General features: G+C 64.6%; 16 protein-coding genes and 1 pseudogene. 9 read left to right on the top strand and 8 right to left on the bottom strand.

Annotated elements, in window-relative coordinates; all coding sequences use genetic code 11:
* Window positions 1–77: 77 nt before the first annotated feature.
* From DPM35_RS13015 to DPM35_RS13005, 3 genes are all read right to left on the bottom strand, one after another.
* Window positions 78–1,451, bottom strand: a complete 1,374-nt coding sequence (locus DPM35_RS13015) for a class II 3-deoxy-7-phosphoheptulonate synthase (protein ID WP_112127645.1) — start codon at window positions 1,449–1,451, stop codon at window positions 78–80.
* Between the two features lie 136 nt (window positions 1,452–1,587).
* Window positions 1,588–5,085, bottom strand: a complete 3,498-nt coding sequence (gene mfd / locus DPM35_RS13010; RefSeq protein ID WP_112127644.1) for a transcription-repair coupling factor — start codon at window positions 5,083–5,085, stop codon at window positions 1,588–1,590.
* Between the two features lie 13 nt (window positions 5,086–5,098).
* The gene (locus tag DPM35_RS13005; RefSeq protein WP_112127643.1) at window positions 5,099–5,386 is read right to left on the bottom strand and encodes a succinate dehydrogenase assembly factor 2; all 288 of its coding nucleotides are present in this window, start codon (window positions 5,384–5,386) and stop codon (window positions 5,099–5,101) included.
* Window positions 5,387–5,478: 92 nt separating this feature from the next.
* Between DPM35_RS13005 and recG the strand changes: the two genes are divergently transcribed.
* Window positions 5,479–7,587, top strand: coding sequence for an ATP-dependent DNA helicase RecG (gene recG / locus DPM35_RS13000; protein WP_112127642.1), 2,109 nt, complete (start codon window positions 5,479–5,481; stop codon window positions 7,585–7,587).
* Here recG and DPM35_RS12995 read toward each other — a convergent pair.
* The 4 genes from DPM35_RS12995 to DPM35_RS12980 all read right to left on the bottom strand — a co-directional run bounded on the left by DPM35_RS12995 (window position 7,539) and on the right by DPM35_RS12980 (window position 12,719).
* The gene (locus DPM35_RS12995) at window positions 7,539–8,291 is read right to left on the bottom strand and encodes a DUF502 domain-containing protein (RefSeq protein WP_112127641.1); all 753 of its coding nucleotides are present in this window, start codon (window positions 8,289–8,291) and stop codon (window positions 7,539–7,541) included. The two genes, recG and DPM35_RS12995, sit on opposite strands and share 49 nt — an antisense overlap.
* Window positions 8,292–8,396: 105 nt before the next feature.
* Window positions 8,397–10,220, bottom strand: coding sequence for a glutamine--fructose-6-phosphate transaminase (isomerizing) (gene glmS, locus DPM35_RS12990; protein WP_112127640.1), 1,824 nt, complete (start codon window positions 10,218–10,220; stop codon window positions 8,397–8,399).
* A 234-nt stretch (window positions 10,221–10,454) separates the two neighbouring features.
* Entirely contained in the window at window positions 10,455–11,825 is a 1,371-nt protein-coding gene (gene glmU / locus DPM35_RS12985; protein WP_112127639.1) for a bifunctional UDP-N-acetylglucosamine diphosphorylase/glucosamine-1-phosphate N-acetyltransferase GlmU, read from the bottom strand.
* Window positions 11,826–11,972: 147 nt separating this feature from the next.
* Window positions 11,973–12,719, bottom strand: a complete 747-nt coding sequence (locus DPM35_RS12980) for a cytochrome c biogenesis CcdA family protein (RefSeq protein WP_042644161.1) — start codon at window positions 12,717–12,719, stop codon at window positions 11,973–11,975.
* A 168-nt stretch (window positions 12,720–12,887) separates the two neighbouring features.
* Here DPM35_RS12980 and DPM35_RS12975 point away from each other — a divergent pair, with 168 nt between their 5' ends.
* From DPM35_RS12975 to rpmG, 8 genes and pseudogenes are all read left to right on the top strand, one after another.
* Window positions 12,888–13,265: a COG4315 family predicted lipoprotein gene (locus DPM35_RS12975; protein ID WP_112127638.1), complete on the top strand. Its 378-nt coding sequence runs from the start codon at window positions 12,888–12,890 to the stop codon at window positions 13,263–13,265.
* Window positions 13,266–13,546: 281 nt separating this feature from the next.
* Window positions 13,547–16,114: a type I DNA topoisomerase gene (topA, locus tag DPM35_RS12970; RefSeq protein WP_112127637.1), complete on the top strand. Its 2,568-nt coding sequence runs from the start codon at window positions 13,547–13,549 to the stop codon at window positions 16,112–16,114.
* A gap of 6 nt (window positions 16,115–16,120) precedes the next feature.
* On the top strand, window positions 16,121–18,427 hold the full coding sequence (gene rnr, locus DPM35_RS12965; RefSeq protein ID WP_112127636.1) for a ribonuclease R: 2,307 nt from the start codon (window positions 16,121–16,123) through the stop codon (window positions 18,425–18,427).
* Window positions 18,427–18,873, top strand: a complete 447-nt coding sequence (locus DPM35_RS12960) for a DUF983 domain-containing protein (RefSeq protein WP_112127635.1) — start codon at window positions 18,427–18,429, stop codon at window positions 18,871–18,873. Before rnr ends, DPM35_RS12960 begins: the two co-directional genes overlap by 1 nt.
* 88 nt (window positions 18,874–18,961) lie before the next feature.
* Window positions 18,962–19,702: an NUDIX hydrolase gene (locus tag DPM35_RS12955; RefSeq protein WP_112127634.1), complete on the top strand. Its 741-nt coding sequence runs from the start codon at window positions 18,962–18,964 to the stop codon at window positions 19,700–19,702.
* 20 nt (window positions 19,703–19,722) lie between these two features.
* Window positions 19,723–20,898, top strand: a complete 1,176-nt coding sequence (locus DPM35_RS12950; protein ID WP_112127633.1) for an MFS transporter — start codon at window positions 19,723–19,725, stop codon at window positions 20,896–20,898.
* A gap of 93 nt (window positions 20,899–20,991) precedes the next feature.
* Window positions 20,992–21,451, top strand: a pseudogene (locus tag DPM35_RS12945) (YqfO family protein).
* A 156-nt stretch (window positions 21,452–21,607) separates the two neighbouring features.
* The gene (rpmG, locus tag DPM35_RS12940) at window positions 21,608–21,775 is read left to right on the top strand and encodes a 50S ribosomal protein L33 (RefSeq protein ID WP_040995604.1); all 168 of its coding nucleotides are present in this window, start codon (window positions 21,608–21,610) and stop codon (window positions 21,773–21,775) included.
* A gap of 532 nt (window positions 21,776–22,307) precedes the next feature.
* Here rpmG and DPM35_RS12930 read toward each other — a convergent pair.
* The gene (locus tag DPM35_RS12930; RefSeq protein WP_112127632.1) at window positions 22,308–23,681 is read right to left on the bottom strand and encodes a PleD family two-component system response regulator; all 1,374 of its coding nucleotides are present in this window, start codon (window positions 23,679–23,681) and stop codon (window positions 22,308–22,310) included.
* Between the last annotated feature and the right edge of the window lie 28 nt (window positions 23,682–23,709).

Raw genomic sequence — 23,709 nt, 5'->3', positions numbered from 1 at the left:
CCAAGCGTGATCCACTCGCCTGAATTGAAAAGCGCCGGTTTTGCCGGCGCCTCCAATGATCAAGCGCCAAGCGCTGCTCAGGCGTTGGCGACCTGCTTGTGCTGGATCGGATGGCTCTTCTTGAGCAGGTCCGAGACCAGGAAGGCGAGTTCGATCGCCTGATCCGCGTTAAGGCGCGGATCGCAATGGGTATGATAGCGGTCCTGCAGGTCTTCGGCCGTGATGGCGCGGGCGCCGCCCGTGCACTCGGTGACGTTCTTGCCGGTCATCTCTACGTGGATGCCGCCCGGATGCGTGCCTTCAGCGCGATGCACCTCGAAGAAGGTCTGCACTTCCTTGAGAATCCGGTCGAACGGCCGCGTCTTGTAGCCGGCCGCCTCGATGGTGTTGCCATGCATCGGATCGGACGACCACACGACGCTGCGGCCTTCCTTCTTCACCGCCCGCACCAGCTTCGGCAGGTGCTCGGCCACCTTGTCGGAGCCGAAGCGCGCAATCAGCGTCAGTCGGCCAGGCTCATTCTCGGGATTGAGCAGGTCGATCAATTCCAGCAAACCATCCGGCGTCAGCGAAGGTCCGCATTTAAGGCCAAGCGGGTTCTTGATGCCGCGGCAATATTCGACATGGGCATGGTCGGGCTGGCGGGTGCGGTCGCCGATCCAGATCATGTGGCCCGACGTGGCGTACCAGTCGCCGGAGGTGGAATCGACGCGCGTCAGCGCCTCCTCGTAGCCGAGCAGCAGTGCCTCGTGGCTGGTGTAGAAATCCGTCTCGCGCAGCGCGAAATTGGTTTCCGACGTGATGCCCACCGCGCGCATGAATTCCATCGTCTCGGTGATGCGGTTGGCCAGCGATTCGTACTTCTCGCCCTGGGGGCTGTCGGCGACGAAGCCCAGCATCCAGCGATGCACGTTCTCCAGGCTGGCATAGCCGCCCTGCGCGAAGGCGCGCAGAAGGTTGAGCGTCGCGGCCGACTGGCGGTAGGCCATCTCCTGCCGGGCGGGATCCGGGATGCGCGACCTGGCGTCGAACTCGATGCCGTTGATGATGTCGCCACGGTAGCTCGGCAATGTCACCCCGCCCTTGGTCTCGTTGTCGGCGGAGCGCGGCTTGGCGAACTGGCCGGCGACGCGGCCGACCTTCACCACCGGCTGCGCGCCGGCGAAGGTCAGCACCACCGACATCTGCAGGAAGACGCGGAAGAAGTCGCGGATGTTGTCAGCGCCGTGCTCGGCAAAGCTCTCGGCGCAGTCGCCGCCCTGGAGCAGGAAGGCCTCGCCCGCGGCGACCGCCGCCAGCTGCTTCTTCAGCTTGCGCGCCTCACCGGCAAAAACCAGCGGCGGGAAAGTGGCGAGCTGGGCTTCCGTCGCCTTCAGCGCGGCAAGGTCCGGATAGGCCGGAACCTGCTTGATCGGCTTTTCTCTCCACGAATTCGGCGACCATTTCGTCATCGCTGCACCCAATACTCTTCTCAGCGAGCAACCTCGCCCGCTATTTTCGCCCCAAAAAGAGGTCGCGGCTCCTTACACGAAGCCGACTGCCTATTCTAGCCGGGTTTTTCAGCAGTGGCGAATGGTCCCGATGCTGCTACGCCGCCTTGTCGGCCAGCCGCGCCAACTGCGTCATCACCACGGCCGAGCCGGCGAGCCGCTTCTCCGCATTCGGCCAGTCGCGGATGAAGACGACGCTGTGGTCGGCCCTGATCTTGGCCAGCGAGCCCTGCTCGCCGATGAACTTGACCAGCCCGACCGGATTGGGGAATTCGCGCTTGCGGAAATGGATGACCACGCCCTTGGGGCCGGCGTCGAGCTTCTCGACATTGGCCTTGCGGCAGAGCGCCTTGATGAAGACGATCTTCAACAGATGCGTCACCTCTTCCGGCAGCGGCCCGAAACGGTCGATAAGCTCGGCGCCGAAACCGTCGATTTCCTCGGTGGTCTCGAGGTCGCCGAGGCGCCGGTAGAGCGCCATGCGGAGCTGCAGGTCGGGCACGTAGCTTTCCGGGATCATCACCGCGGTGCCGACCGCGATCTGCGGCGACCAGCCGCTGTCCTGAACCTCGCCGGTGTCCTTCACCTCGGCCACCGCCTCCTCCAGCATCTGCTGGTAGAGCTCGAAGCCGACCTCCTTGATATGGCCCGACTGCTCTTCGCCAAGAAGATTGCCGGCGCCACGAATATCGAGGTCGTGGCTGGCGAGCTGGAAACCGGCGCCGAGCGTGTCGAGCGACTGCAGCACCTTCAGGCGGCGCTCGGCCGTATCGGTGAGCTTGCGGTTGGCCGGCAGCGTGAACAGCGCATAGGCGCGCACCTTCGAGCGGCCGACGCGACCGCGCAGCTGATAGAGCTGGGCCAGCCCGAACATGTCGGCACGATGGATGATCAGCGTGTTTGCTGTCGGGATGTCGAGGCCGGATTCGACGATGGTCGTCGACAGAAGCACATCGTACTGGCCGTCGTAGAAGGCGTTCATAATGTCGTCGAGCTCGCCCGGCGGCATCTGGCCGTGCGCCACCGCCACCTTCAGCTCCGGCACGGATTCCTTCAGGAAATCATGGATTTCGGCCAGGTCGCTGATGCGCGGCACGACATAGAAGGAATGGCCGCCGCGATAGCGCTCGCGCAGCAGCGTCTCGCGGATGACCAGCGGATCGAAGGGCGAGATGAAGGTACGCACCGCCATGCGGTCGACCGGCGGCGTGGCGATCAGCGACAGCTCGCGCACGCCGGTCAGCGCCAGCTGCAGCGTGCGCGGGATCGGCGTCGCCGACAGCGTGAGCACATGCACGTCGTTCTTGAGCTCCTTCAGCCGCTCCTTGTGCTTGACGCCGAAATGCTGCTCCTCGTCGATGATCAGGAGCCCGAGATTCTTGAACGAGATCGAGCTGCCGAGCAGCGCATGCGTGCCGACGACGATGTCGACCGTGCCTTCGGCAACACCCTTCTTGGTTTCGGCCAGTTCCTTGGAACCGACCAGGCGCGACGCCTGGGCGATGCGGATCGGCAGGCCGGAGAAGCGCTGTGAGAAGGTCTTGAAATGCTGGCGCGACAAAAGCGTCGTCGGCACCACGACAGCGACCTGGAAACCTTCCATCGCCGCGATGAAGGCGGCGCGCAGCGCCACTTCCGTCTTGCCGAAGCCGACGTCGCCGCAGACCAGCCGGTCCATCGGCTTGCCGGCGCCGAGATCGTCCATCACGGAATCGATCGCCGTCTGCTGGTCGTCGGTTTCCTCATAGGGGAAACGCGCGGCGAACTCGCCATAGAGCCCCTCGGCCGGGATCATCGCAGGCGCGGAACGCATCTGCCGCTCGGCGGCGATGCGGATCAATTGCCCGGCCATGTCGAGCAGGCGACGCTTCAGCCGCGCCTTGCGCGCCTGCCAGGCGCCGCCGCCCAGCTTGTCGAGTGTTGCTTCGGCCGAATCCGAGCCGTAGCGTGACAGAAGCTCGATGTTTTCGACCGGCAGGAACAGACGATCGTCGCCCGCATAGTGGATTTCGAGACAGTCATGCGGTGCGCCGACCGCTTCGATGGTGCGCAGGCCGACGAAGCGGCCGATGCCATGGTCGGCATGGACGACGATGTCGCCGGCGGACAGCGACGAGGCCTCGGCGATGAAATCGGCAGCCTTCTTCTTGCGCTTGGAACGCCGGATCAGTCTGTCGCCGAGGATGTCCTGCTCGGCGACGACGACCAGACCGTCCGTCTCGAAGCCGGATTCGAGCGGCAGCACCGCCAAGCCCGCCTGCCCCGGCTCGAGCTTTTCGACCTCGGCAAGCGTCGCGACCGGTTTCAGATTGCCAAGATGATGCTCCGCCAGGATCTGGCCGAGCCGGTCGAGCGATCCCTCCGTCCAGCCGGCGACGATGACGCGGCGACGCGCGGCGCGCTCATCGGCGATGTGCTTCACGACGACATCGAAGACGTTGATGTTCGGGTCGGCGCGCTCTTCCGCAAAGCTACGGCCCTGCCGCGAGCCGGCGTGAAAAACCTTCTTGCTGCCGACATCGGGCGCGTCGAACACGGTGAAGTCGATGTCCTCGCGCGGCCCGAGCGAGGCTTTGAGGTTCTCCGGCGACAGGTAAAGCAGGTCCGGCGCTACCGGCTTGTAGGGCACGGCATCCTTCAGCGCGTTGTCGGCCTGCTTCCGGCGCGCCTCGTAATGGTCGAGGATCAGCGTGTGGCGCTCGGCCAGCGCCTCATGCGCCAGGTGGTCGAAGACGACAGGCGCATCCGGCAGATAGTCGAACACCGTCTCCAGCCGCTCATAGAAGAAGGGCAGCCAGTGTTCCATGCCGGCGAAGCGCCGGCCTTCGCTGACGGCGGCGTAGAGCGCGTCGTCGCGCGAGGGCGCGCCGAAAGCCTCGATATAGGAGCGGCGGAAGCGGCTGATCGTCTCCGGCGTCAGCGCCACCTCGCTCATCGCCTGCAGCGACATCGACTTGCGCTGCCCGGTGGTGCGCTGTGTTGCCACGTCGAAGACGCGGATCGATTCCAGCGTATCGCCGAAGAAGTCGAGCCTGAGCGCTTCGCTCCAGCCGGGCGCGAAAAGGTCGAGAATGCCGCCCCGCACGGCGAATTCGCCGACATCGCGCACGGTCGGCACGCGCTCGAAACCGGAATTCTCCAGCCGCCCGATCAGCACGTTCATGTCGATCTGGTTGCCGGGTTTGGCATGGAAGGTCTGCGCTTCGATCAGTTCGGCCGGCGGAATGCGCTGCAGCAGCGCATTGGCGGTCGTAAGGATGACGGCGCGGTGCGGTTTCTTCGCCAGCGCGATCATGGCGGAAAGGGCGTCGAGCCGTCGCGCCGCGGCGTCCGCTCCCGGCGAAACGCGATCGTAAGGCAGGCAGTCCCAGGCCGGCAGTTCCAGCACCGGCAGGCCGGGCGCGGCAAAGGCAAGCGCTTCGATGATTGCCGGCAACCGCTGGCCGTCGCGCGCGACGAACAGCACCGGCTTGTCGGGCGCGATCTCCTGCGCGGTTTGGACCAGGGCGAAGGCTTCGTAGCCGTCGGCGACGCCGTCGACGATGAACTGGCCGGCGCGGCCCTTGGGCAGGCCGATGGAAGGAATGAGGCTCATGGATATGCGTTTTTCAAAATGTCATGGTCCGGCGCGACGCCATGATTTTCCGCAGCACCGCGCAATCGACATCGGGCGGGACCGGGTGCTCGCCCGTGACCATCGGCAGGAAATCGTTGTCGGGAATTTCGAGGAGCCTCTCATATTGGTCGATTTCATCGCCGGTCAAGGCGCCGATCTCGGCGTCGGCGAAGGAACCCAGGATCAGGTCCATCTCGCGCATGCCGCGATGCCAGGAGCGGAACAGGAGCTTGCGGCGGCGGGCATCCAACCCCTCGCTTGATCGCTGTGTTCCGGTCATGGCACGCTATCCCTGTTCGAAGCGGCGCATATAGCGTGGATAGAGAGCGGTGTCAGCCTTGCGCTGCCGCCGTCGCGACATAAGCTGACACGATGCGCCCCACCATCCTCGATCCGTTGTTCGTCCCGATCACTTCGCTTGCCGGCGTCGGCCCGAAGGTCGGCTTACTGATCGAGCGTGTCGTGCCGGCCGATCTCGGCGATCGCGCAGCGCGCGCCGCCGATCTTCTGTTCTTGCTGCCCAATACCGTGATCGACCGCCGCAACCGGCCCGGCATCGCGCTGTCGGCCGAGGGCCAGATCGTCACGCTGGAAGTGCGGGTCGATCGCCATCAGCCGCCGCCGCGCGGCAACAGGTCGGTACCGTACCGCGTCTACGCTCATGACGACACCGGCGAGGTTGCGCTGACCTTCTTCCATGCCCATGCCGCCTATCTGCAGAAGATGCTTCCCGAAGGCGAGCGTGTGGTGATCTCCGGTCGTATGGAGTGGTTCAACGGCCGCCCGACCATGGTCCATCCGGATCACATCGCACCGATCGACGAGGCCGGGGGCCTGCCGCTGGTCGAACCGGTCTATCCGCTTACCGCCGGCCTGTCGGCCAAGGTGCTGCGCCGCGCCATCGGACAGGCGCTCGGCCGGTTGCCTGAACTGCCCGAATGGCAGGACGACGCCTTCATGCGTCGGCACACCTTTCCATCCTTCGGCGATGCGCTTGCCCGCATCCACTATCCGAACGACCCCATCGACGTCGCCGTCGAGGGATCCGCCTGGCGCCGCCTCGCCTATGATGAATTGCTGGCCGGCCAGGTGTCGCTGGCGCTGGTGCGGGCCAGAATTCGACGCCTCTCGGGCCGGCCGCTCATCGGCGACGACCGCATCGTCGAGAAGCTGCGCGCCGCCCTGCCCTACAGGCTGACCCCCAGCCAGGAATTCGCGCTCGGCGAGATCAACGCCGACCTTGCCGATCACGAACGCATGCTGCGCCTGCTTCAGGGCGATGTCGGCTCCGGCAAGACGGTGGTGGCGCTGCTTGCCATGGCGCGCGCGGTCGAGGCCGGCGGCCAGGCGGCGCTGATGGCGCCGACCGAGATCCTGGCGCGCCAGCATCTGGCAACCATCGCGCCCTTGGCCGAGAAAGTCGGCTTGCGCCTCGCCATCCTCACCGGGCGCGAGAAGGGTCGCGAGCGTACTGAGACGCTTGCAGGCCTTGCCAGCGGCGCGATCGACATCGTTGTCGGCACGCATGCGCTGTTCCAGGAAACGGTGACATTCCACGACCTGGTGCTGGCCGTCATCGACGAGCAGCATCGCTTCGGCGTTCACCAGCGGCTGGCCATCACCGCCAAGGGCGATGCGCCCGACATGCTGGTGATGACGGCCACACCCATCCCGCGCACGCTTGTGCTGACCGCCTTCGGCGACATGGACGTCTCGAAGCTCACCGAGAAACCCGCCGGGCGCCAGCCGATCCGCACCGTGACCCTGCCGATGGAGCGGCTGGACGAATTGGTGGGCCGCATGCGCGATGCGGTTGCGGAGGGGCAAAAAATCTACTGGATCTGCCCGCTGGTCGAGGAATCCGAGGAAATAAAACTGATGTCGGCGGAGGATCGCTTTGCCTCGCTGAAACCGCTCTTCGGCGACCGGATCGGCCTCGTGCACGGCCGCATGAAGGGCGCGGAGAAGGACGAGGCCATGCGCGCCTTCAAGGACGGTGAGACACGCATCCTGATCGCCACCACCGTCATCGAAGTCGGCGTCGACGTGCCCGATGCCACCATCATGGTGATCGAGCATGCGGAGCGCTTCGGCCTTGCCCAGTTGCACCAGCTGCGCGGCCGCGTCGGGCGCGGCGACAAACCGTCCTCCTGCGTGCTGCTCTACAAGGAGCCGCTCGGCGAGACCGCGAAACGCCGGCTTTCGGTGATGCGCGAGACCGAGGACGGCTTCCGCATCGCCGAAGAGGACCTCAAACTGCGCGGTGAAGGCGAACTGCTGGGCACCCGACAGTCCGGCACGCCCGGCTTCCAGGTCGCGCGGATTGAATTCCACGCCGACCTGCTGGAAGCGGCACGCGACGACGCGCGGCTGATCCTGTCGCGCGACCCGGAACTGCAGTCCGAACGCGGCGAGGCGCTGCGCCTGTTGCTCTACCTGTTCGGCCGCGACGAGGCGGTACGGCTGCTGCGCGCCGGCTGAGCGCCGACTGGCGGGTTGGCGAGACCGCCTTCGACGGGTTCGCCATTCAGCGTCACCAGCTTGGCCTTGACTTCAGGCGCCACCATGCCTGCCGAGACGATCAGCTTGGCGCCGTCTTCGATCGACATGTCGAGCAGCACGATCTCGGATTTGTGCACATACATCAGGAAACCGGTGGTCGGGTTGGGCGTGCAGGGCATGAACACCGCAATCAGCGGATCGCCTTCCTGGTCGAGCTTCTGGTTGATCTCGGTTTCCTTCTCGCTGGCGACGAAGACCAGCGACCAGACACCTTTGCGCGGATATTCGACCAGGCCGACCTGGCGGAACATATCGCCCTTGTTCGACAGCACCGTCTCGAAAATCTGCTTCAGCGAGCCATAGATGCCGCGCACCAGCGGCATGCGGCCAAGCAGCCGCTCGCCGAAATTGACGATGGCGCGGCCGACGATGTTGGCCGTCAGGAAACCGATCAGCGTGATCAGCACCAGCGCCACGATCAGCCCGAAGCCCGGAACCGGGAACGGCAGATAGGTGTCGGGATTGTAGCGGGCCGGAATGTAAGGCTTCACCCAGGAATCGACCCAGCCGATCAGCGACCAGGCGATATAGGCCGTGATCGCCAGCGGCGCGCAGACGACGAAGCCGGTCAGGAAATAGTTCCTCAGCCGGGTCATGCCAGAAGTCTTCAGGGCGTCGGACATGGGTTCACCGCGGCGCATGTTGCGCTGCAAGATTAATGAACCGCGAGCCAGTTTGGAACTGCGAAGTTTTTAAAGAACGCCTTTGCCAGAAAGGCGTATATCCAGTTACTCCACCGTCACCGACTTCGCCAGATTGCGCGGCTGGTCGACATCGGTGCCCATGAAGACGGCGGTGAAATAGGCCAGCATCTGGATCGGCAGCGCGTAGATGATCGGCGCAATGATCTCCGGGACGTCGGGCAGGATGATCGTCTCCATCGTCTTGACGCCGGCCTGCGCCGCGCCCTTGGCGTCGGTGATCAGGATGATCTTGCCGCCGCGCGCCGCCACTTCCTGCATGTTCGACACCGTCTTTTCGAAAATGCGGTCATGCGGCGCGATGACGATCACCGGCATGTTCTCGTCGATCAGCGCGATCGGCCCGTGCTTCAGCTCGCCGCCGGCATAGCCCTCGGCATGGATATAGGAAATCTCCTTGAGCTTCAGCGCGCCTTCCATGGCGAGAGGAAAATTGGTGTCGCGGCCGAGATAGAGCACGTCCTTGTAGCGTGAGAGCTCGCGTGAGATGCGTTCGATCTGCTCCTCGAGCTTCAGCACCTGGGTGGCGAAACGCGGCGCTTCGGAAAGCTCGCGCACCAGCTGCTTTTCCTGGTCGGGCGAGATCGTGCCGCGCGCCACGCCCGCGCGCACCGCCAGCGCCGCCAGCACCGACAGTTGGCAGGTGAAAGCCTTGGTCGAGGCGACGCCGATCTCCGGGCCGGCAAGCGTCGGCAGCACAACGTCGGATTCGCGCGCCATGGTCGATTCGCGCACATTGACCACGGCGCCGATCTTCATGCCGGCCTGGCGGCAATAGCGCAGCGAAGCCAGCGTGTCGGCGGTCTCGCCCGACTGCGAGATGAAGAAGGCCGCGTCGTTGGCCGACAGCGGCATCTCGCGATAGCGGAATTCGGACGCGACATCGATATCGACGGGAAGCCGCGCGTAGCGCTCGAACCAGTATTTCGAGATCAGACCGGCGAGATAGGCGGTGCCGCACGCCGAGAGCGCCAGCCGGCCGATCCTGGCGAAGTCGAACGGCAGGTCGAGCGGCTTCGACACGCCGGAGACGAAATCGACGTAGTGCGCCAGCGTGTGCGAGATCACCTCCGGCTGCTCATGGATTTCCTTTTCCATGAAATGCCGGCGGTTGCCCTTGTCGACCATGAAGCTGGTCGACAGCGACTGCTGGCGCTTGCGGTCGACCTTCTTGCCGTCGACGTCGTAGATGGTCACGCCTTCGCGGCGCACCACCGCCCAGTCCCCATCCTCGAGATAGGTGATCGAGTTGGTGAAGGGCGCCAGCGCAATCGCATCCGAGCCCAAAAACATCTCGCCATCGCCATGGCCGACGGCCAGAGGCGGACCGTTGCGGGCGCCGACGATCAGGTCCTCGTCGCCCTGGAACATGATCGCCAGCGCGAAGGCGCCGGACAGCCGCTTAAGCGCCGCATGCGCGGCCTCCACCGGCTTCAGACCCCTGGCGAGCTCGCGCGCCACGAGATGCGCCACGACCTCGGTGTCGGTCTGTGAGGTGAAGCTGTAGCCATCGCGGCTGAGTTCGTCGCGCAGCTCGGCGAAATTCTCGATGATGCCGTTGTGGACGATGGCGACGCCCTTGGAAAAATGCGGATGCGCGTTGGTCTCATTGGGCACGCCATGGGTCGCCCAGCGCGTGTGGCCGATGCCGATCGTGCCGTCGAGCGGCTCGTCCTTCAGCCGGCGTTCAAGATTGATGAGCTTGCCTTCGGCGCGGCGGCGTCCAAGCTCGCCCTTCTCGATGGTGGCGACGCCGGCCGAGTCGTAGCCGCGATATTCAAGCCGCTTCAGCGCGTCGACGATGAGTGGCGCGACTTGGCCTCGGCCGACGATTCCAACGATACCGCACATGCGATAACCCCCGATTCCCAGCGGAAAACCCGGCGTTATCTAGGGATTGCCGGCCTGCCGCGAAAGTCACTTTGCGTTTCGTTCCGTGTCAGCGGAACGGTCTTTTGCTCCATGCACCATGCCGGACGGCGCTTGCAATCCAGTTACCTGAACCGCTTGGGTTTTCAGGGCCCCGGTCTCCACTCGTTCATATCTGATCGAGCTGCGGCCGCCTCCTTGAAGAGGCGCTGGAGATCATTCCGCCGCCGCCTTCTTCCTTGCCGCTGCGGCCGAGGCGAAGCGCTCGCGCAATTCCTTGCCCTTGCCGGGGATCGTCTTCTGGCGGGCGCGGCCGAAGGCCAGCGCGTCGTCCGGCACGCTTTCGGTGATCACGCTGCCGGAGGCGATATAGCCGCCCTTGCCGATCGTGACCGGCGCCACCAGCGAGGAATTCGAGCCGACAAAGGCGCCCTCGCCGATATCGGTGAAGAATTTCGAGTAGCCGTCGTAATTGCAGGTGATGGTGCCAGCGCCGATATTGGCAGCGGCACCCACGCGCGCATCGCCAATATAGGTCAGGTGGTTGACCTTGGCGCCCTCTTCGATCGTCGCCTGTTTCACCTCGCAGAAATTGCCGACCTTTGCCTTGTTTCGAAGGTCTGCACCCGGCCGCAGCCGCGCAAACGGCCCGACATCGCAATTGGACGCAATCGTTGCGCCCTCGATATGGCTGAAGGCATGGATCTTGGCGCCCGAGGCTATTCTGACGCCCGGCCCGAACCAGACATTCGGCTCGACGATCGTGTCGGCGCCGATCTCGGTGTCGTGCGAGAAATAGACGGTTTCGGGCGCGATCAGCGTGACGCCGGACAGCATCGCCTCGCGCCGCCGGCGGGCCTGCCATATAGCCTCCGCCTCGGCAAGCTCCGCCCGGTTGTTGATGCCGAGCGCATTCTCGAAGCTCGCTTCCGTTGCCACGACGTCAAGCCCTTCCGCGCAAGCGATCTCGACGATGTCCGTGAGGTAGTATTCGCCCTTGGCGTTCTTGTTGCCGACTTTGTCCAGCAGCCGCAACGCATGCTTGCCCGCCACCGCCATCATCCCGGCATTGCAGAAGCCGATCTTCTTTTCCTCCTCCGAGCAGTCCTTTTCCTCGCGGATGGCGACCAAGTGGCCATCTTTTTCGATCAGCCGGCCATAGCCGGTCGGGCTGGGCGGCCGAAAGCCGATCACAGCTACTGCAGCGCCGTCGGCGAGCTTCTGCCGCGCGGCGGCCAGCGCGCCCGCATCGATCAGAGGCGTGTCGCCGAACATGACCAGGATATCGTCGTAACCCTTTGATATCGCCTCACGCGCGGCAAGCACGGCATGGGCGGTGCCGAGCCGCTTTTCCTGCACGAAAGTCTCCGCCTCGGGCGCGAATTTCTGCGCCGCCTTGCGCATCTCGTCGGCGCCGTGCCCGATCACCAGCGCCAGGCCCGTCGCGCCGGCCGCCTCGGCCGCTTTCACGACATGCGCCACCATAGGCCGGCCGGCAATGGCATGCAGCACCTTGGGCATCCCACTTTTCATGCGAGTGCCCTCGCCGGCAGCGAGGATGACGGACAGGCAGGTTCTCTGGCTCATGGGTGCAACCGTATGAAAAGGTTTGAATCAATGCATGCTAGCAGCGGCGTGATGCTGCACCAATGCGGTTAAATTCCGGTGAGACGGCGGAGCGGCTGGCTCTTAATCAGCGGATCCTCGGTTCGATCCGGCTCCCAGGAGGCAAAATTACCCCAGCCGCCCCAGCACCGGGAAATTCTCCAGCAGCCAGTAGGAGACACTCTGCACGCCGCCCGTGAGGAAAAACACCCCGGCAACGACCAGCAGCGCGCCGATCCCTTTCTCGACGCGGCCGAGATGGACGCGGAATTTGCCGAGGAAGCGCATGAAAGCGCCGGAAAACAGCGCCGCGATCAGGAATGGAATGCCGAGCCCGAGCGAATAGGCGGCGAGCAGCAGCGCGCCCTCACCCACCGTTTCGCGCCCGCCGGCCAAGGTCAGGATCGGCCCCAGCACCGGGCCGATGCAGGGCGTCCAGCCGAAGGCGAAGGCCAGACCCATGACATAGGCGGCGACCATGTTTGCCGGCTTGCCCTGCGACTGGAAGCGCGCCTCGCGCGACAACAGCGGAATGCGCAATATGCCTAGAAAGTTCAGCCCCATGATTATGATCAGCGCGCCGGCCGCCATCGCCAGCGGCTCCTGCCAGACGCGCAGCAGCCTGCCGATGGTCGAAGCTCCGGCGCCGAGCGCGACGAACACCGTGGAGAAGCCGAGCACGAAAGCAAGCGAGGCATAAAGCAGCGCGCCGCGCGTGCCTTCCCGCGCTGTCACGCCATGATTGCCACGGAAATCGTCGACCGACACGCCGGCCATGTAACAGAGATAGGGTGGCACCAGCGGCAGCACGCAAGGCGACAGGAACGAGATCGCCCCCGCCCCGACCGCGCTGACATAGCCGATGTCCAATGCCATTTCGTCCGCCCTGATTGTTGCTGGCGCCGATATAGCGACGCGAATGGCTCTTCGCCAATCACCATTGTGTGGCACGTCGCCGCCTCGCGAAGGAAGAAACCGCCGCTTCTACGCGTTGTCCGGACGGGCGCGCGATCGCCGCGCGCTTGTTCTCAGGGAGATTTCAGCATGAAAACGATCGCACTCGGGTTTGCCGCCCTTCTGCTCGCCACCGCCGCGTCCCAGGCCGCCGAGGCCTGGAAGGAAGCCGAGGTTGGCGGCACGAAGATCTACACCGACGCCAGGGGCATGACGCTCTACACTTTCGACAAGGACGAGAAGGGCAAGTCCAACTGCTATGACAAATGCGCCGCCAACTGGCCGCCGCTGAAAGCCAAGGCGAGCGCGAAGACCGAAGGCGAATGGTCTGTCGTCAAGCGCACCGACGGCACCCACATGTGGGCCTATGACGGCAAGCCGGTCTACACCTTCGTCAAGGACAAGAAGGCCGGCGACATGACCGGCGAAGGCGTCGCCGGAGCCTGGCACGTCGTCAAGGCAGATTGAGCTCGCCTCATTGAGCGATCCGGCTGGCGGGTTTCATTGATCCGGCAGCCAGTCGTCTTTCACTGGTCGTCCGCCCTGCTCGAAGCGCGACCCCCGCGATCCCTAAAAAAGTGATCTTTGCCATACACTCTAAGAGTGTATCGTCGGCGGCCGCTTCCCAAATTGGCCGCCTCCCCTTGACCGATTGCAAAAGCGCGGCCATGTGAGCGACGAAAAGAGTGGGATTTCGTCGTGCGTCGCGGAGTTTCTTCCGCCACCTCACAGCTGATTAAAGAGACCTCATGGACGTCGTCGTCGTCGAATCGCCGGCCAAGGCGAAGACAATCAACAAATATCTGGGCAAGAACTATAAGGTTCTGGCCTCGTTCGGCCATGTCCGCGATCTGCCGGCCAAGGACGGTTCGGTGCGCCCTGACGAAGACTTCGCCATGTCCTGGTCGGTCGACACGGCGTCCGGCAAGCGCCTCGCCGACATCGCCAAGGCGGTCAAGGACGCCGACGGGCTGATCCTCGCCACCGACCCGGATCGCGAGGGCGAGGCGATTTCATGGCATGTGCTGGAAGTCCTGAAGCAGAAGCGCGCGCTGAAGGACAAGCCGGTCAGCCGCGTCGTCTTCAACGCCATCACCAAGGCCTCGGTGCTCGACGCGATGGCCAATCCGCGCCAGATCGACGCGCCGCTGGTCGACGCCTACCTCGCCCGCCGCGCGCTCGACTATCTCGTCGGCTTCACGCTGTCGCCGGTGCTGTGGCGCAAGTTGCCGGGCGCTCGTTCCGCCGGCCGCGTCCAGTCGGTGGCGCTGCGTCTCGTCTGCGACCGCGAATCCGAGATCGAGCGCTTCATCCGCGAGGAATACTGGCAGATCGCCGCCATCCTCAACACGCCGCGCAATGACAGTTTCGAGGCGCGGCTGACCGCCTTTGCCGGCAAGAAGCTGCAAAAACTCGACATCGCCAACAAGGCGCAGGCCGACGACATCAAGGCGATGCTGGAAGGCGCGACCTTCAAGGCCGTGTCGGTCGAGGCCAAGCCGACAAAACGCAATCCCGGCCCGCCCTTCACCACCTCGACGCTGCAGCAGGCCGCCTCCTCCGGGCTCGGCTTCTCGGCCACGCGCACCATGCAGGTGGCGCAAAAGCTCTACGAAGGCATGGATGTCGGCGGCGAGACTGCCGGTCTCATCACCTATATGCGAACCGACGGCGTGCAGATGGCGCCGGAGGCGATCGAGGCTGCCCGTAACGCCATCGTCAGCGAATTCGGCGCCAAATACCTGCCGGAGAAGCCGCGTTTCTATACCACCAAGGCCAAGAACGCTCAGGAAGCGCATGAGGCGATCCGCCCGACCGATTTCCGGCGCACGCCGGCTTCCGTTCGGCAATATCTCGACGCCGACCAGGCCCGTCTTTACGAGCTGATCTGGAAGCGCGCCATCGCCAGCCAGATGCAGCCGGCCGAAATCGAGCGCACCACGGTCGAGATCGAGGCCGTCAACGGCGCCCGCACGGCGGAGCTGCGCGCTATCGGCTCGGTCGTCCGCTTCGACGGCTTCATCGCCGCCTATACCGACCAGAAGGACGAGGACGCGGAGGACGAGGAGAGCCGCCGCCTGCCCGAGATCCGCTCCGGCGAGCAGCTCGCCCGCCAGGCGATCAACGCCACCCAGCACACGACCGAGCCGCCGCCGCGCTATTCCGAGGCGTCGCTGATCAAGAAGCTGGAAGAGCTGGGCATCGGCCGGCCGTCGACCTACACCGCGATCCTGAAGACGCTCGAGGACCGCGACTACGTCACCATCGACCGGCGCAAGCTGGTGCCGCAGGCCAAGGGCCGGCTGCTCTCGGCCTTCCTCGAGAGCTTCTTCGAGCGTTACGTCGAATATGACTTCACCGCATCGCTCGAGGAAAAGCTCGACGAGATTTCCGACGGCAAGCTCGCCTGGAAGGACGTTCTGCGCGACTTCTGGAAGGATTTCTCTGGTGCCGTCGACGACATCAAGGAGCTGCGCGTCACCGACGTGCTCGATGCGCTCAACGAAGAGTTAGCACCGCTTGTCTTCCCGGAGCGCGAGGACGGCTCGAACCCGCGCATCTGCCCGAAATGCGGCACCGGAAACCTGTCGCTGAAGCTTGGCAAGTTCGGCGCTTTCGTTGGTTGCTCGAACTATCCGGAGTGCTCCTACACCCGCCAGCTCGGCGACGCCGCCAACCCCAATGGCGAGAACGGCAATGGCGAGGACGGCGTCAAGCTGCTCGGCAAGGATCCCTACACGGCCGAGGAAATCACGCTGAGGAGCGGCCGTTTCGGCCCCTATATCCAGCGCGGCGAAGGCAAGGAAGCCAAGCGCTCCAGCCTGCCTAAGGGCTGGACGCCCGAGTCGATCGACCATGAGAAGGCGCTGGCGCTTCTGTCGCTGCCGCGCGATGTCGGAAAACATCCCGAAACCGGCAAGATGATCTCGGCCGGTCTCGGGCGCTACGGCCCGTTCGTGCTGCATGACGGCACCTACGCCAATCTGGAGAGCATCGAGGACGTGTTCTCGATCGGCCTGAACCGCGCCGTCTCGGTGATCGCCGAGAAGCAGCAGAAGGGCAAGGGCGGCCGCAACGGCGCCACGCCGGCGGCGCTGAAGGAGCTTGGCGACCATCCCGACGGCGGCGGCAAGATCGTCGTGCGCGACGGCCGCTACGGGCCCTATGTCAATTACGGCAAGGTCAACGCGACGCTGCCCAAGGGCAAGGACCCGCAATCGGTCACGATGGAAGAGGCGCTCGCCCTGATCGCCGAAAAGGAAGCCAAAGGCGGAGGCGGCAAGAAGCCCTTCCGCAGGGCGGCAAAGAAGGGGTAGCAGGACGTGGCGCGCAGGATCTCCGGACGAAGCCACGGCGATCCGCGCCACGCCGACACCAGAGCCAAGGTCAAGGACGACTATCGGCCCTCGCGCGACGAGATCCTGCGCTATATCGCCGAAAATCCCGACCGTTCCGGCAAGCGCGAAATCGCCAAGGCCTTCGCGCTGCGCGGCGAGGATCGCGTCTGGCTGAAAGACATGCTGCGCGACCTACAGGACGAGGGTCTGCTCAACAAGGAGCGGAAGCGCCTCACCCGCGCCGGCGCCGTGCCGCACGTCGCCGTGCTCGACATTTTCGGCCGCGACGACGACGGCGTGCTCCTGGCCAATCCGAGCGAATATACCGGCGCCGGTTCGCCGCCCGTCATTGCCATCCGCATTTCGCGCGGTGCTAGCGGCCCGGTTCCCGGCATCGGCGACCGCGTGCTTGCCAAAACCTTCCCGACCGACGATCCGTCAGGCCCTGCCTATACCGGCCGGGTGATGAAGATCTTCGAGAAACGCAGTGACGCGGTGCTCGGCGTCTTTCGCGTGCTGAAGGACGGCACATTCCGCATCGAGCCCGTCGAGCGGCGCCAGCCGGAGCTGATCGTCGACAAGGAGCTCCAGAACGGCGCCCGCAACGGCGACCTCGTCGAAGTCGAGCCGGCGCGCGCTTCGCGCTTCGGCCTGCCGCGCGCAAAGGTGCTGGCGGTGCTGGGGTCGCTCACCAGCGAGAAGGCGGTCTCGATGATCGCCATCCACGCCCATGACATTCCCCATGTCTTTCCGGCGGACGTGATTGCCGAGGCCGAGGCGGTGAAGCCGGCCACGCTTGCTCATCGCGAGGACTGGCGCGACCTGCCGCTGGTGACCATCGACCCCGCCGACGCCAAGGACCACGACGACGCTGTCTTCGCCGCACCAGATACGGACGAGAAGAATCCCGGCGGCGTTGTCGTCACCGTGGCGATCGCCGATGTCGCCGCCTATATCCGCTACGGCACGCCGCTCGATCGCGAGGCGTTGAAGCGCGGCAATTCCGTCTATTTCCCGGACCGCGTCGTGCCGATGCTGCCCGAACGCATCTCGAATGATCTGTGCTCGCTGCGCGAGGGCGAGGACCGGCCGGCGATCGCCGTGCGCATGACCTTCTCCTCGGAAGGCCGCAAGCTCAGGCATTCCTTTCACCGCGTCATGATGAAATCGGCGGCCAAGCTCGCCTATCCGCAGGCGCAGGCGGCGATCGACGGCGTCCCCGACGACAAGACGCGGCCGATCCTCGACAGCGTCCTGAAGCCGCTTTGGGATGCCTATTCGGTGCTCAAGCGCGGCCGCGACGCCCGCCAGCCGCTGGAGCTCGACCTGCCGGAGCGCAAGATCCTGCTCAAGCCCGATGGCACCGTCGACCGCGTCGTGGTGCCGGAGCGTCTCGATGCGCATAAGCTCATCGAGGAGTTCATGATCCAGGCCAATGTCGCGGCCGCCGAGACGTTGGAGGGCAAGAAGGAGCCCCTCGTCTACCGTATCCATGACGCGCCGTCGCTTGCCAAGCAGGAATCGCTGCGCGACTTCCTGCAGACGCTAAGCCTGTCACTGGCGCGCGGCGCGCAGATGCGGCCCAGCCAGTTCAACGGCATTCTGGAACGGGTGCGCGGCGCCGACAACGAGGCGCTGGTCAATGAAGTGGTGCTGCGCTCGCAGAGCCAAGCGGAGTACTCGCCGAAGAACATCGGCCATTTCGGCCTCAACCTCCGGCGCTACGCGCATTTCACCTCGCCGATCCGCCGCTATGCCGATCTGATCGTGCACCGGGGGCTGATCTCGGCGCTTGGCCTCGGGCAAGGCGGGCTGACACAGCAGGAGACGGACCGGCTGGAAGAAGTCGCCGCGCTGATCTCTGCCACCGAGCGCCGCGCGATGGCTGCCGAGCGCGACACAGTCGACCGCTTGATCGCCGCCTATCTCGCCGAGCGCGTCAATGACACGTTCGACGCGCGCATCTCCGGCGTCACCAAGGCGGGGCTCTTTGTCCAATTGCCGCAGTATGGCGCCGACGGCTTTATTCCAGTGTCAACTTTGGGCGGCGACTACTATATCTACGAGGAAACCGCCCGATCGCTCTTCGGGGAACGCACCGGCAAAGGCTACCAGCTTGCCGACCGCGTCGAAGTCCGGCTGGTCGAGGTCGCGCCGATGGCCGGCGCGATGCGTTTCGAGATGCTGACCGACCCGAAGCCCCTGCCCGGCTCGAAGCGGTCGTTCCACAAGGCCAAGGGCCGCGCCCGCGCGTCGCAATCGCGCGTCGGACCGCGCGGCAGGAGACGGTAATGCCAAGTAACTTTCAGGCGGAAGAACAGGTTTTCGGCGGCGAGCATCATTCGGGCCGCGTCGCTCGCCCGCTGTGGACGGCTATCAAGCGCGGCTTGCTCGGTCGCTGCCCGCATTGCGGCAAGGGAAAGCTGTTCCACGCTTTCGTGAAATCCGTGGACAAATGCGAGGTCTGCGGCGAGGAGCTGCACCACCATCGCGCGGACGACCTGCCAGCCTATCTGGTCATCGTCATTGTCGGCCACATCGTGGTTGGCTCCTTCATGGCGGTGGAGGCGACCACCACGCTGTCGAACTTACAGCACGCGCTGATCTGGGTGCCGCTTACCATCATTCTGGCCGTCGCGCTGCTGCAGCCGGTCAAGGGCGCTGTCATCGGCCTGCAATGGGCGCTTTATATGCACGGCTTCGGCGACGAGAAGGACGAATTCGAGAGCCATTCGTAAGCCAGGTCGCACCGCTGTCCGCCCTGGTTCAAAAGCCGCGACGCGCAAGCCACTTTCACATCAGGGAAGTTTCCGCTAGGTCGGGCGCATGGAAGGAATGACCAAGGCGGATGTCGACAAGCTCGATAAGGGCCTGGCCGTGCGCAGCGGCCGGGCGTTGCGTCCGCGTGATGCCGCGACCCTCATTCTGCTCGATCGCCGGGGCAAGGATGTCCTGGTGCTGATGGGCAGGCGCCACGCCAGGCATGCCTTCATGCCCGGAAAATTCGTCTTTCCCGGCGGCCGCACCGATCCCGCGGACAGCCGCATTTCCGTCGGCGCGCCTCTGCGCGACGAAGAAGAGAAAAAGCTGGTCGCCGGCCCCGGCCGCGCCAGCGCGGCGCGGGCGCGGGCAATCGCCCTGTCGGCGATTCGCGAGACCTATGAGGAAGCCGGCCTGCTGATTGGCCGTAGGGGCGCCTTCTCGACCGCGAAGCGCGACTGGCAGGGTTTTGCCGAACATGGCGTTATCCCGTCGCTGGACGTGCTCCGCTTCATCGCTCGCGCCATCACCCCGCCCAATCGCGTGCGCCGTTTCGACACGCGCTTCTTCAGCGCCTGGCGCCACGACGTAGCCGTGGAGCTGCCCGGTGGCGGCCCGACCAACGAGCTGGAGGAACTCGTCTGGCTGCCGCTTGCCGATGCCCGCAAGGCCGACATTCCCGACATCACCGGCATGATCCTGGAAGAACTGGAAGGTCGGCTTGCCGACGATCCCTTGCTGCGGCCGGGGGGCGCCGTGCCGTTCTTCCGGCTCGTCCGCAACCGCTTTGTCCGCGAAGTCCTTTAGAAGCAGAGCATTTTGATCCCATGACGGTCGATACCCAACAACAGGGCGGCGAACGCGTACACTGGCTGCCGATGGTCGCGGCGATCTCCTCGATCAGCGTCGTCGGCATCGCCATCGGCCTCGGCATGCCTCTGCTCAGCGTCATTCTGGAAAGCCGCGGCCACTCCGCTTCGATGATCGGCCTCAACACGGCCGTCGCCGGCCTCGCCTCGATCGCCGGCGCGCCGCTTGCAACCCCGCTTGCCATGCGGCTTGGCGTCGCCTGGACCATGCTGTTGATGATCGCCATCGGCGCGCTCGCCTTTGTCGGCTTTCACTTCGCGCCGGATTTCTGGATGTGGTTCCCGCTCCGCGTCGCCCTGCATATCTCGCTGACGGTGCTGTTCATCCTGTCGGAATTCTGGATCAGCACCTCCGCCCCGCCGAACCGCCGCGGCCTTGTGCTTGGCATCTACGCCACCGTGCTGTCGCTCGGCTTCGCCGCCGGACCGTGGCTGTTCGCCCATCTCGGCAGTTCGGGCTTCCTGCCATTCGGCGTCACCATAGCGCTGGTCACGCTTGCCGCGATTCCCGTGTTGGCGGCCCGCAACGAGAGCCCGACCATCGTCGCCGACAGCGAGACCAGCCATTTCCTGCGCTACGTCTGGCTAGTGCCGACCGCGACCTTCGCCGTGCTTGTTTTCGGTGCGGTCGAGACCGGCGGCTTCTCGCTCTTCCCCATCTATGGCAGCCGCATCGGTTATTCAGAGGCCGACGCAGCGCTTCTTTTGACCATGATCGGGCTCGGCAACGTGCTCCTGCAGATCCCGATCGGCATGATCAGCGACCGTGTTTCGGACCGCCGTTACCTGCTCCTGGCCTGCGCCACCGTCGGCCTGATCGGCACCGTATTCATGCCCTTCTTCGCGCAGAACTGGCATCTTATGGCCGCCCTGCTGTTCGTCTGGGGCGGCGTCGTCGCGGCCATGTACACGATCGGCCTTGCCCATCTCGGTTCCCAGCTTTCCGGCCATGAGCTGGCATCCGCCAACGCGGCCTTCGTGTTGTGCTACGGTGTCGGCATGGTGATCGGCCCGCAGGCGATCGGCATCGGCATGGACGCCTTCGGCCCCTCGGGCTTCGGCTGGTCGCTGGCTTTGTTCTTCGCCGCATACATGCTTCTGGTCCTGGTTAGGCTGGTGCGAAAGATCATCTAGCGGCGAACGCCGCCGGCACAGGGTCTGCTGACATCACCGTGTCAGCAGCACTCCTGCTATACCCTGCCTCCAACGCGAGGTAGGAGAATTGCGATGATCGACAGCGGCTTTGAAACCAGATCCCTCAGAATGGAGTTGCTTCTGCTCGTCACATTCCAGGCGCCGGCCGCCGATGTCGAGCGCATCATGGAGGCGGTGGTGGCGATCACGCCGCTGCGCATGGGCAAATATGACAGCAACGCCTATCAGTCGGCGCAAGGCATCGAGCGCTACCGGCCGCTCGAGGGCGCCGCCGCCGGTGCCGAGAGCGAACTGCGCCGGCGACCCGGCACCGTCGAGGTGTCGTTCGAGATCGCCGACGACCAGGCACTCGCCGCCCGAGTCGTCCGAGGCGATATTCCAGGCCCATTCCTACCAGGAGCCCGTCATCCGCATCCAGCCGCTGCTAGCCAGCCGCTCCAAGGGCCTCGACGACCGCGCCAATCCGAACCGCTGGTGGAATACTACCGGCGACTGGAAAAAGAAGGGGCAGTTGGTCGAGCACAACGCCTGAAGCGGTGAACCCAGCCATGCCGAAATGAGGTGAAGAAGGCGCCCGGGCTTGACTTTCCGGGCGCGTTCTTTATGTGTCGCGCCAAGTTTCCCGCGTCCGGGTGTTTTCCCCGTGCTCCAGCGGCCAAAACTCCACGAACATTAACGGACGAACATCATGGCCAAAGCCGCAAACATCAAGATCAAGCTTCTGTCGACCGCCGACACCGGGTTCTTCTACGTGACCAGCAAGAACAGCCGTACCAAGACGGACAAGCTCTCGTTCCGCAAGTACGATCCGATCGCCAAGAAGCACGTCGAGTTCAAGGAAACCAAGATCAAGTAATCTGGTAATCCTGAGGAATCGAAGCGCCGCCCTCCGGGCGGCGTTTTTGTTTTTTGGAGCAATTCCAGGAAAAGTCCGGCACGGTTTTCCGGCGGGAGGAAAGATCGGGCGGCCGAAGGGCCCGCGCGGCTGCCAGCGCAAGGTCGGTCGGCGGCTTTTGTAGGAAAAGGGGGCCGGTCGGCGTTTGGCAGCGGTACGAGGAGGCCACTATGTGCCAGCGCCGGCCGGCCGACCCCACGGACCCAGGAGATGCGGCGGACCTGAGCATCATGGGGTATTTTCGGATCGAGCCGGCTAGTCTACCCTCGTGCCGGCCTCGTCTTCTGTCTATGGGCCGCAGATTTGCGCAAGACCTTATAAAAATCAACCATTTCTTAACCACCGCTCGCGAATCGCTCGGGTTAAGGTAAATTCGTAACCTTCTGGGGACAGCCGGGAATCGGCGCCTTTGCAGGCATGCCGCTGAAGCGCGAACATGCGCAAAATCTAAATCTAGAGCATAAACAGCAAGTCCGGAAGATGGCTAGGCGCTTCAGGCCGCCTTGGCGACCACCCGGTTGCGGCCGCCGCTTTTGGCTTCATAGAGCGCAAGATCGGCGCGCTTCATCAACGCGGCGACGCTGTCGGTCCCCTTCAGCAGCGAGGACACGCCGACGCTGACCGTTACCTCGATCGTCTTGCCGTCGTTGCCGACTGCAAAAGGCGCCTGCGCGATCTCGGCGCGGATGCGCTCGGCCACCTTCTCGGCGACCGCGCCGTCGGTGTCCGGCATGACCACGACGAACTCCTCGCCGCCGAAGCGGCAGGCCAAATCGATGCCGCGCACATTCTTGCGCAGCCGCTTGGCGAATTCGCGCAGCACATCGTCGCCGCCGTCATGGCCATAGGTGTCGTTGATCGACTTGAAGCGGTCGAGGTCGGTGATCATCACCGAAAGCGGCCGACGCCGCGCTGCGGCGCGATCGAACAGGGTCTGCAGATGGCTGTCGAGATAGCGCCGGTTGTGAAGCCCGGTCAGACCGTCGATCACCGCCATCTCGATCGTCTGGGCGACGCTGGCGCGCAGTTGATCGTTGTAGCGCTTGCGCCGCACCTGTGTGCGCAGCCGCGCCGTCAACTCGTGCTGATCGATAGGCCGGATCAGGTAGTCGTTGATGCCGAGCTCCAGCCCGCGCAGGATGCGGCCCTCCTCGCCCTCATCGGCGAGCAGCATGATCGGCAGGAAGCGGGTGCGGTCGAGCGAACGCAGTTGCGAGCAGAGCCTCAGCGCATCGAAACCGGCGAAGGCGGTCGAGATCAGCACGCACTCATACGGTGTCTCGGCCGCCTGGAAAAACCCTGCGTTGGGATCAGCCGCGACATCGAGCTCGGCGCTGTTGCGCAGCATCTTCTGGATGCGTTCGACCGAGGATCTGCGCTCGTCGATGAGAAGCACCTTCGGCTTGACGTCGTCGGTCGCGAAATCGCGGCTCAGAAGTTCCTCGATGCCGATATTGCGCGTGGTCGAGGCGCGCAGCCTGAGCTCGTCGGTCAGCGACTTCAGCCTGACGAGGCTCTTCACGCGCGTCATCAACTGCAGGTCGTTGACCGGCTTGGTCAGGAAATCGTCCGCGCCGGCCTCGAGGCCGCGCACCCGGTCCGAGACCTGGTCGAGCGCGGTGATCATGACGACCGGTATATGTGAGGTCGCCGGATCGCCCTTCAGGCGTTTGCAGACTTCGAACCCGTCCATGCCTGGCATCATCACGTCGAGCAGCACGACGTCGACCTTGCCGTTCTCGCAGGTCTCGATCGCATCCGGCCCGTTATTGGCCGTCAGCACCTCGAAATACTCGGCAAGCAGCCGAACCTCCAGCAGCCGCACATTGGCGGGGATATCGTCGACGACGAGGATCCGCGCGGTCATCTCAAAAGGCTCCGGTTCTGCTGGTCAC

The organism is Mesorhizobium atlanticum, from assembly GCF_003289965.1.
Lineage (GTDB): Bacteria > Pseudomonadota > Alphaproteobacteria > Rhizobiales > Rhizobiaceae > Mesorhizobium > Mesorhizobium atlanticum.
Note: the sequence above shows the minus strand (reverse complement) of the source record. Positions and strands in the feature narration are given on the sequence as shown.

Excerpts from the sequence above, each read along its gene's own strand:
- DPM35_RS12930 (WP_112127632.1), bottom strand. The coding sequence starts at position 23,681 with ATGACCGCGCGGATCCTCGTCGTCGACGATATCCCCGCCAATGTGCGG.
- DPM35_RS12950 (WP_112127633.1), top strand. The coding sequence starts at position 19,723 with ATGACGGTCGATACCCAACAACAGGGCGGCGAACGCGTACACTGGCTG.
- DPM35_RS12960 (WP_112127635.1), top strand. The coding sequence starts at position 18,427 with ATGCCAAGTAACTTTCAGGCGGAAGAACAGGTTTTCGGCGGCGAGCAT.
- mfd (WP_112127644.1), bottom strand. The coding sequence starts at position 5,085 with ATGAGCCTCATTCCTTCCATCGGCCTGCCCAAGGGCCGCGCCGGCCAG.
- DPM35_RS13005 (WP_112127643.1), bottom strand. The coding sequence starts at position 5,386 with ATGACCGGAACACAGCGATCAAGCGAGGGGTTGGATGCCCGCCGCCGC.
- DPM35_RS12995 (WP_112127641.1), bottom strand. The coding sequence starts at position 8,291 with ATGTCCGACGCCCTGAAGACTTCTGGCATGACCCGGCTGAGGAACTAT.
- DPM35_RS12980 (WP_042644161.1), bottom strand. The coding sequence starts at position 12,719 with ATGGCATTGGACATCGGCTATGTCAGCGCGGTCGGGGCGGGGGCGATC.
- DPM35_RS12955 (WP_112127634.1), top strand. The coding sequence starts at position 18,962 with ATGGAAGGAATGACCAAGGCGGATGTCGACAAGCTCGATAAGGGCCTG.
- rpmG (WP_040995604.1), top strand. The coding sequence starts at position 21,608 with ATGGCCAAAGCCGCAAACATCAAGATCAAGCTTCTGTCGACCGCCGAC.
- DPM35_RS12975 (WP_112127638.1), top strand. The coding sequence starts at position 12,888 with ATGAAAACGATCGCACTCGGGTTTGCCGCCCTTCTGCTCGCCACCGCC.
- recG (WP_112127642.1), top strand. The coding sequence starts at position 5,479 with ATGCGCCCCACCATCCTCGATCCGTTGTTCGTCCCGATCACTTCGCTT.
- DPM35_RS13015 (WP_112127645.1), bottom strand. The coding sequence starts at position 1,451 with ATGACGAAATGGTCGCCGAATTCGTGGAGAGAAAAGCCGATCAAGCAG.
- glmU (WP_112127639.1), bottom strand. The coding sequence starts at position 11,825 with ATGAGCCAGAGAACCTGCCTGTCCGTCATCCTCGCTGCCGGCGAGGGC.
- glmS (WP_112127640.1), bottom strand. The coding sequence starts at position 10,220 with ATGTGCGGTATCGTTGGAATCGTCGGCCGAGGCCAAGTCGCGCCACTC.
- topA (WP_112127637.1), top strand. The coding sequence starts at position 13,547 with ATGGACGTCGTCGTCGTCGAATCGCCGGCCAAGGCGAAGACAATCAAC.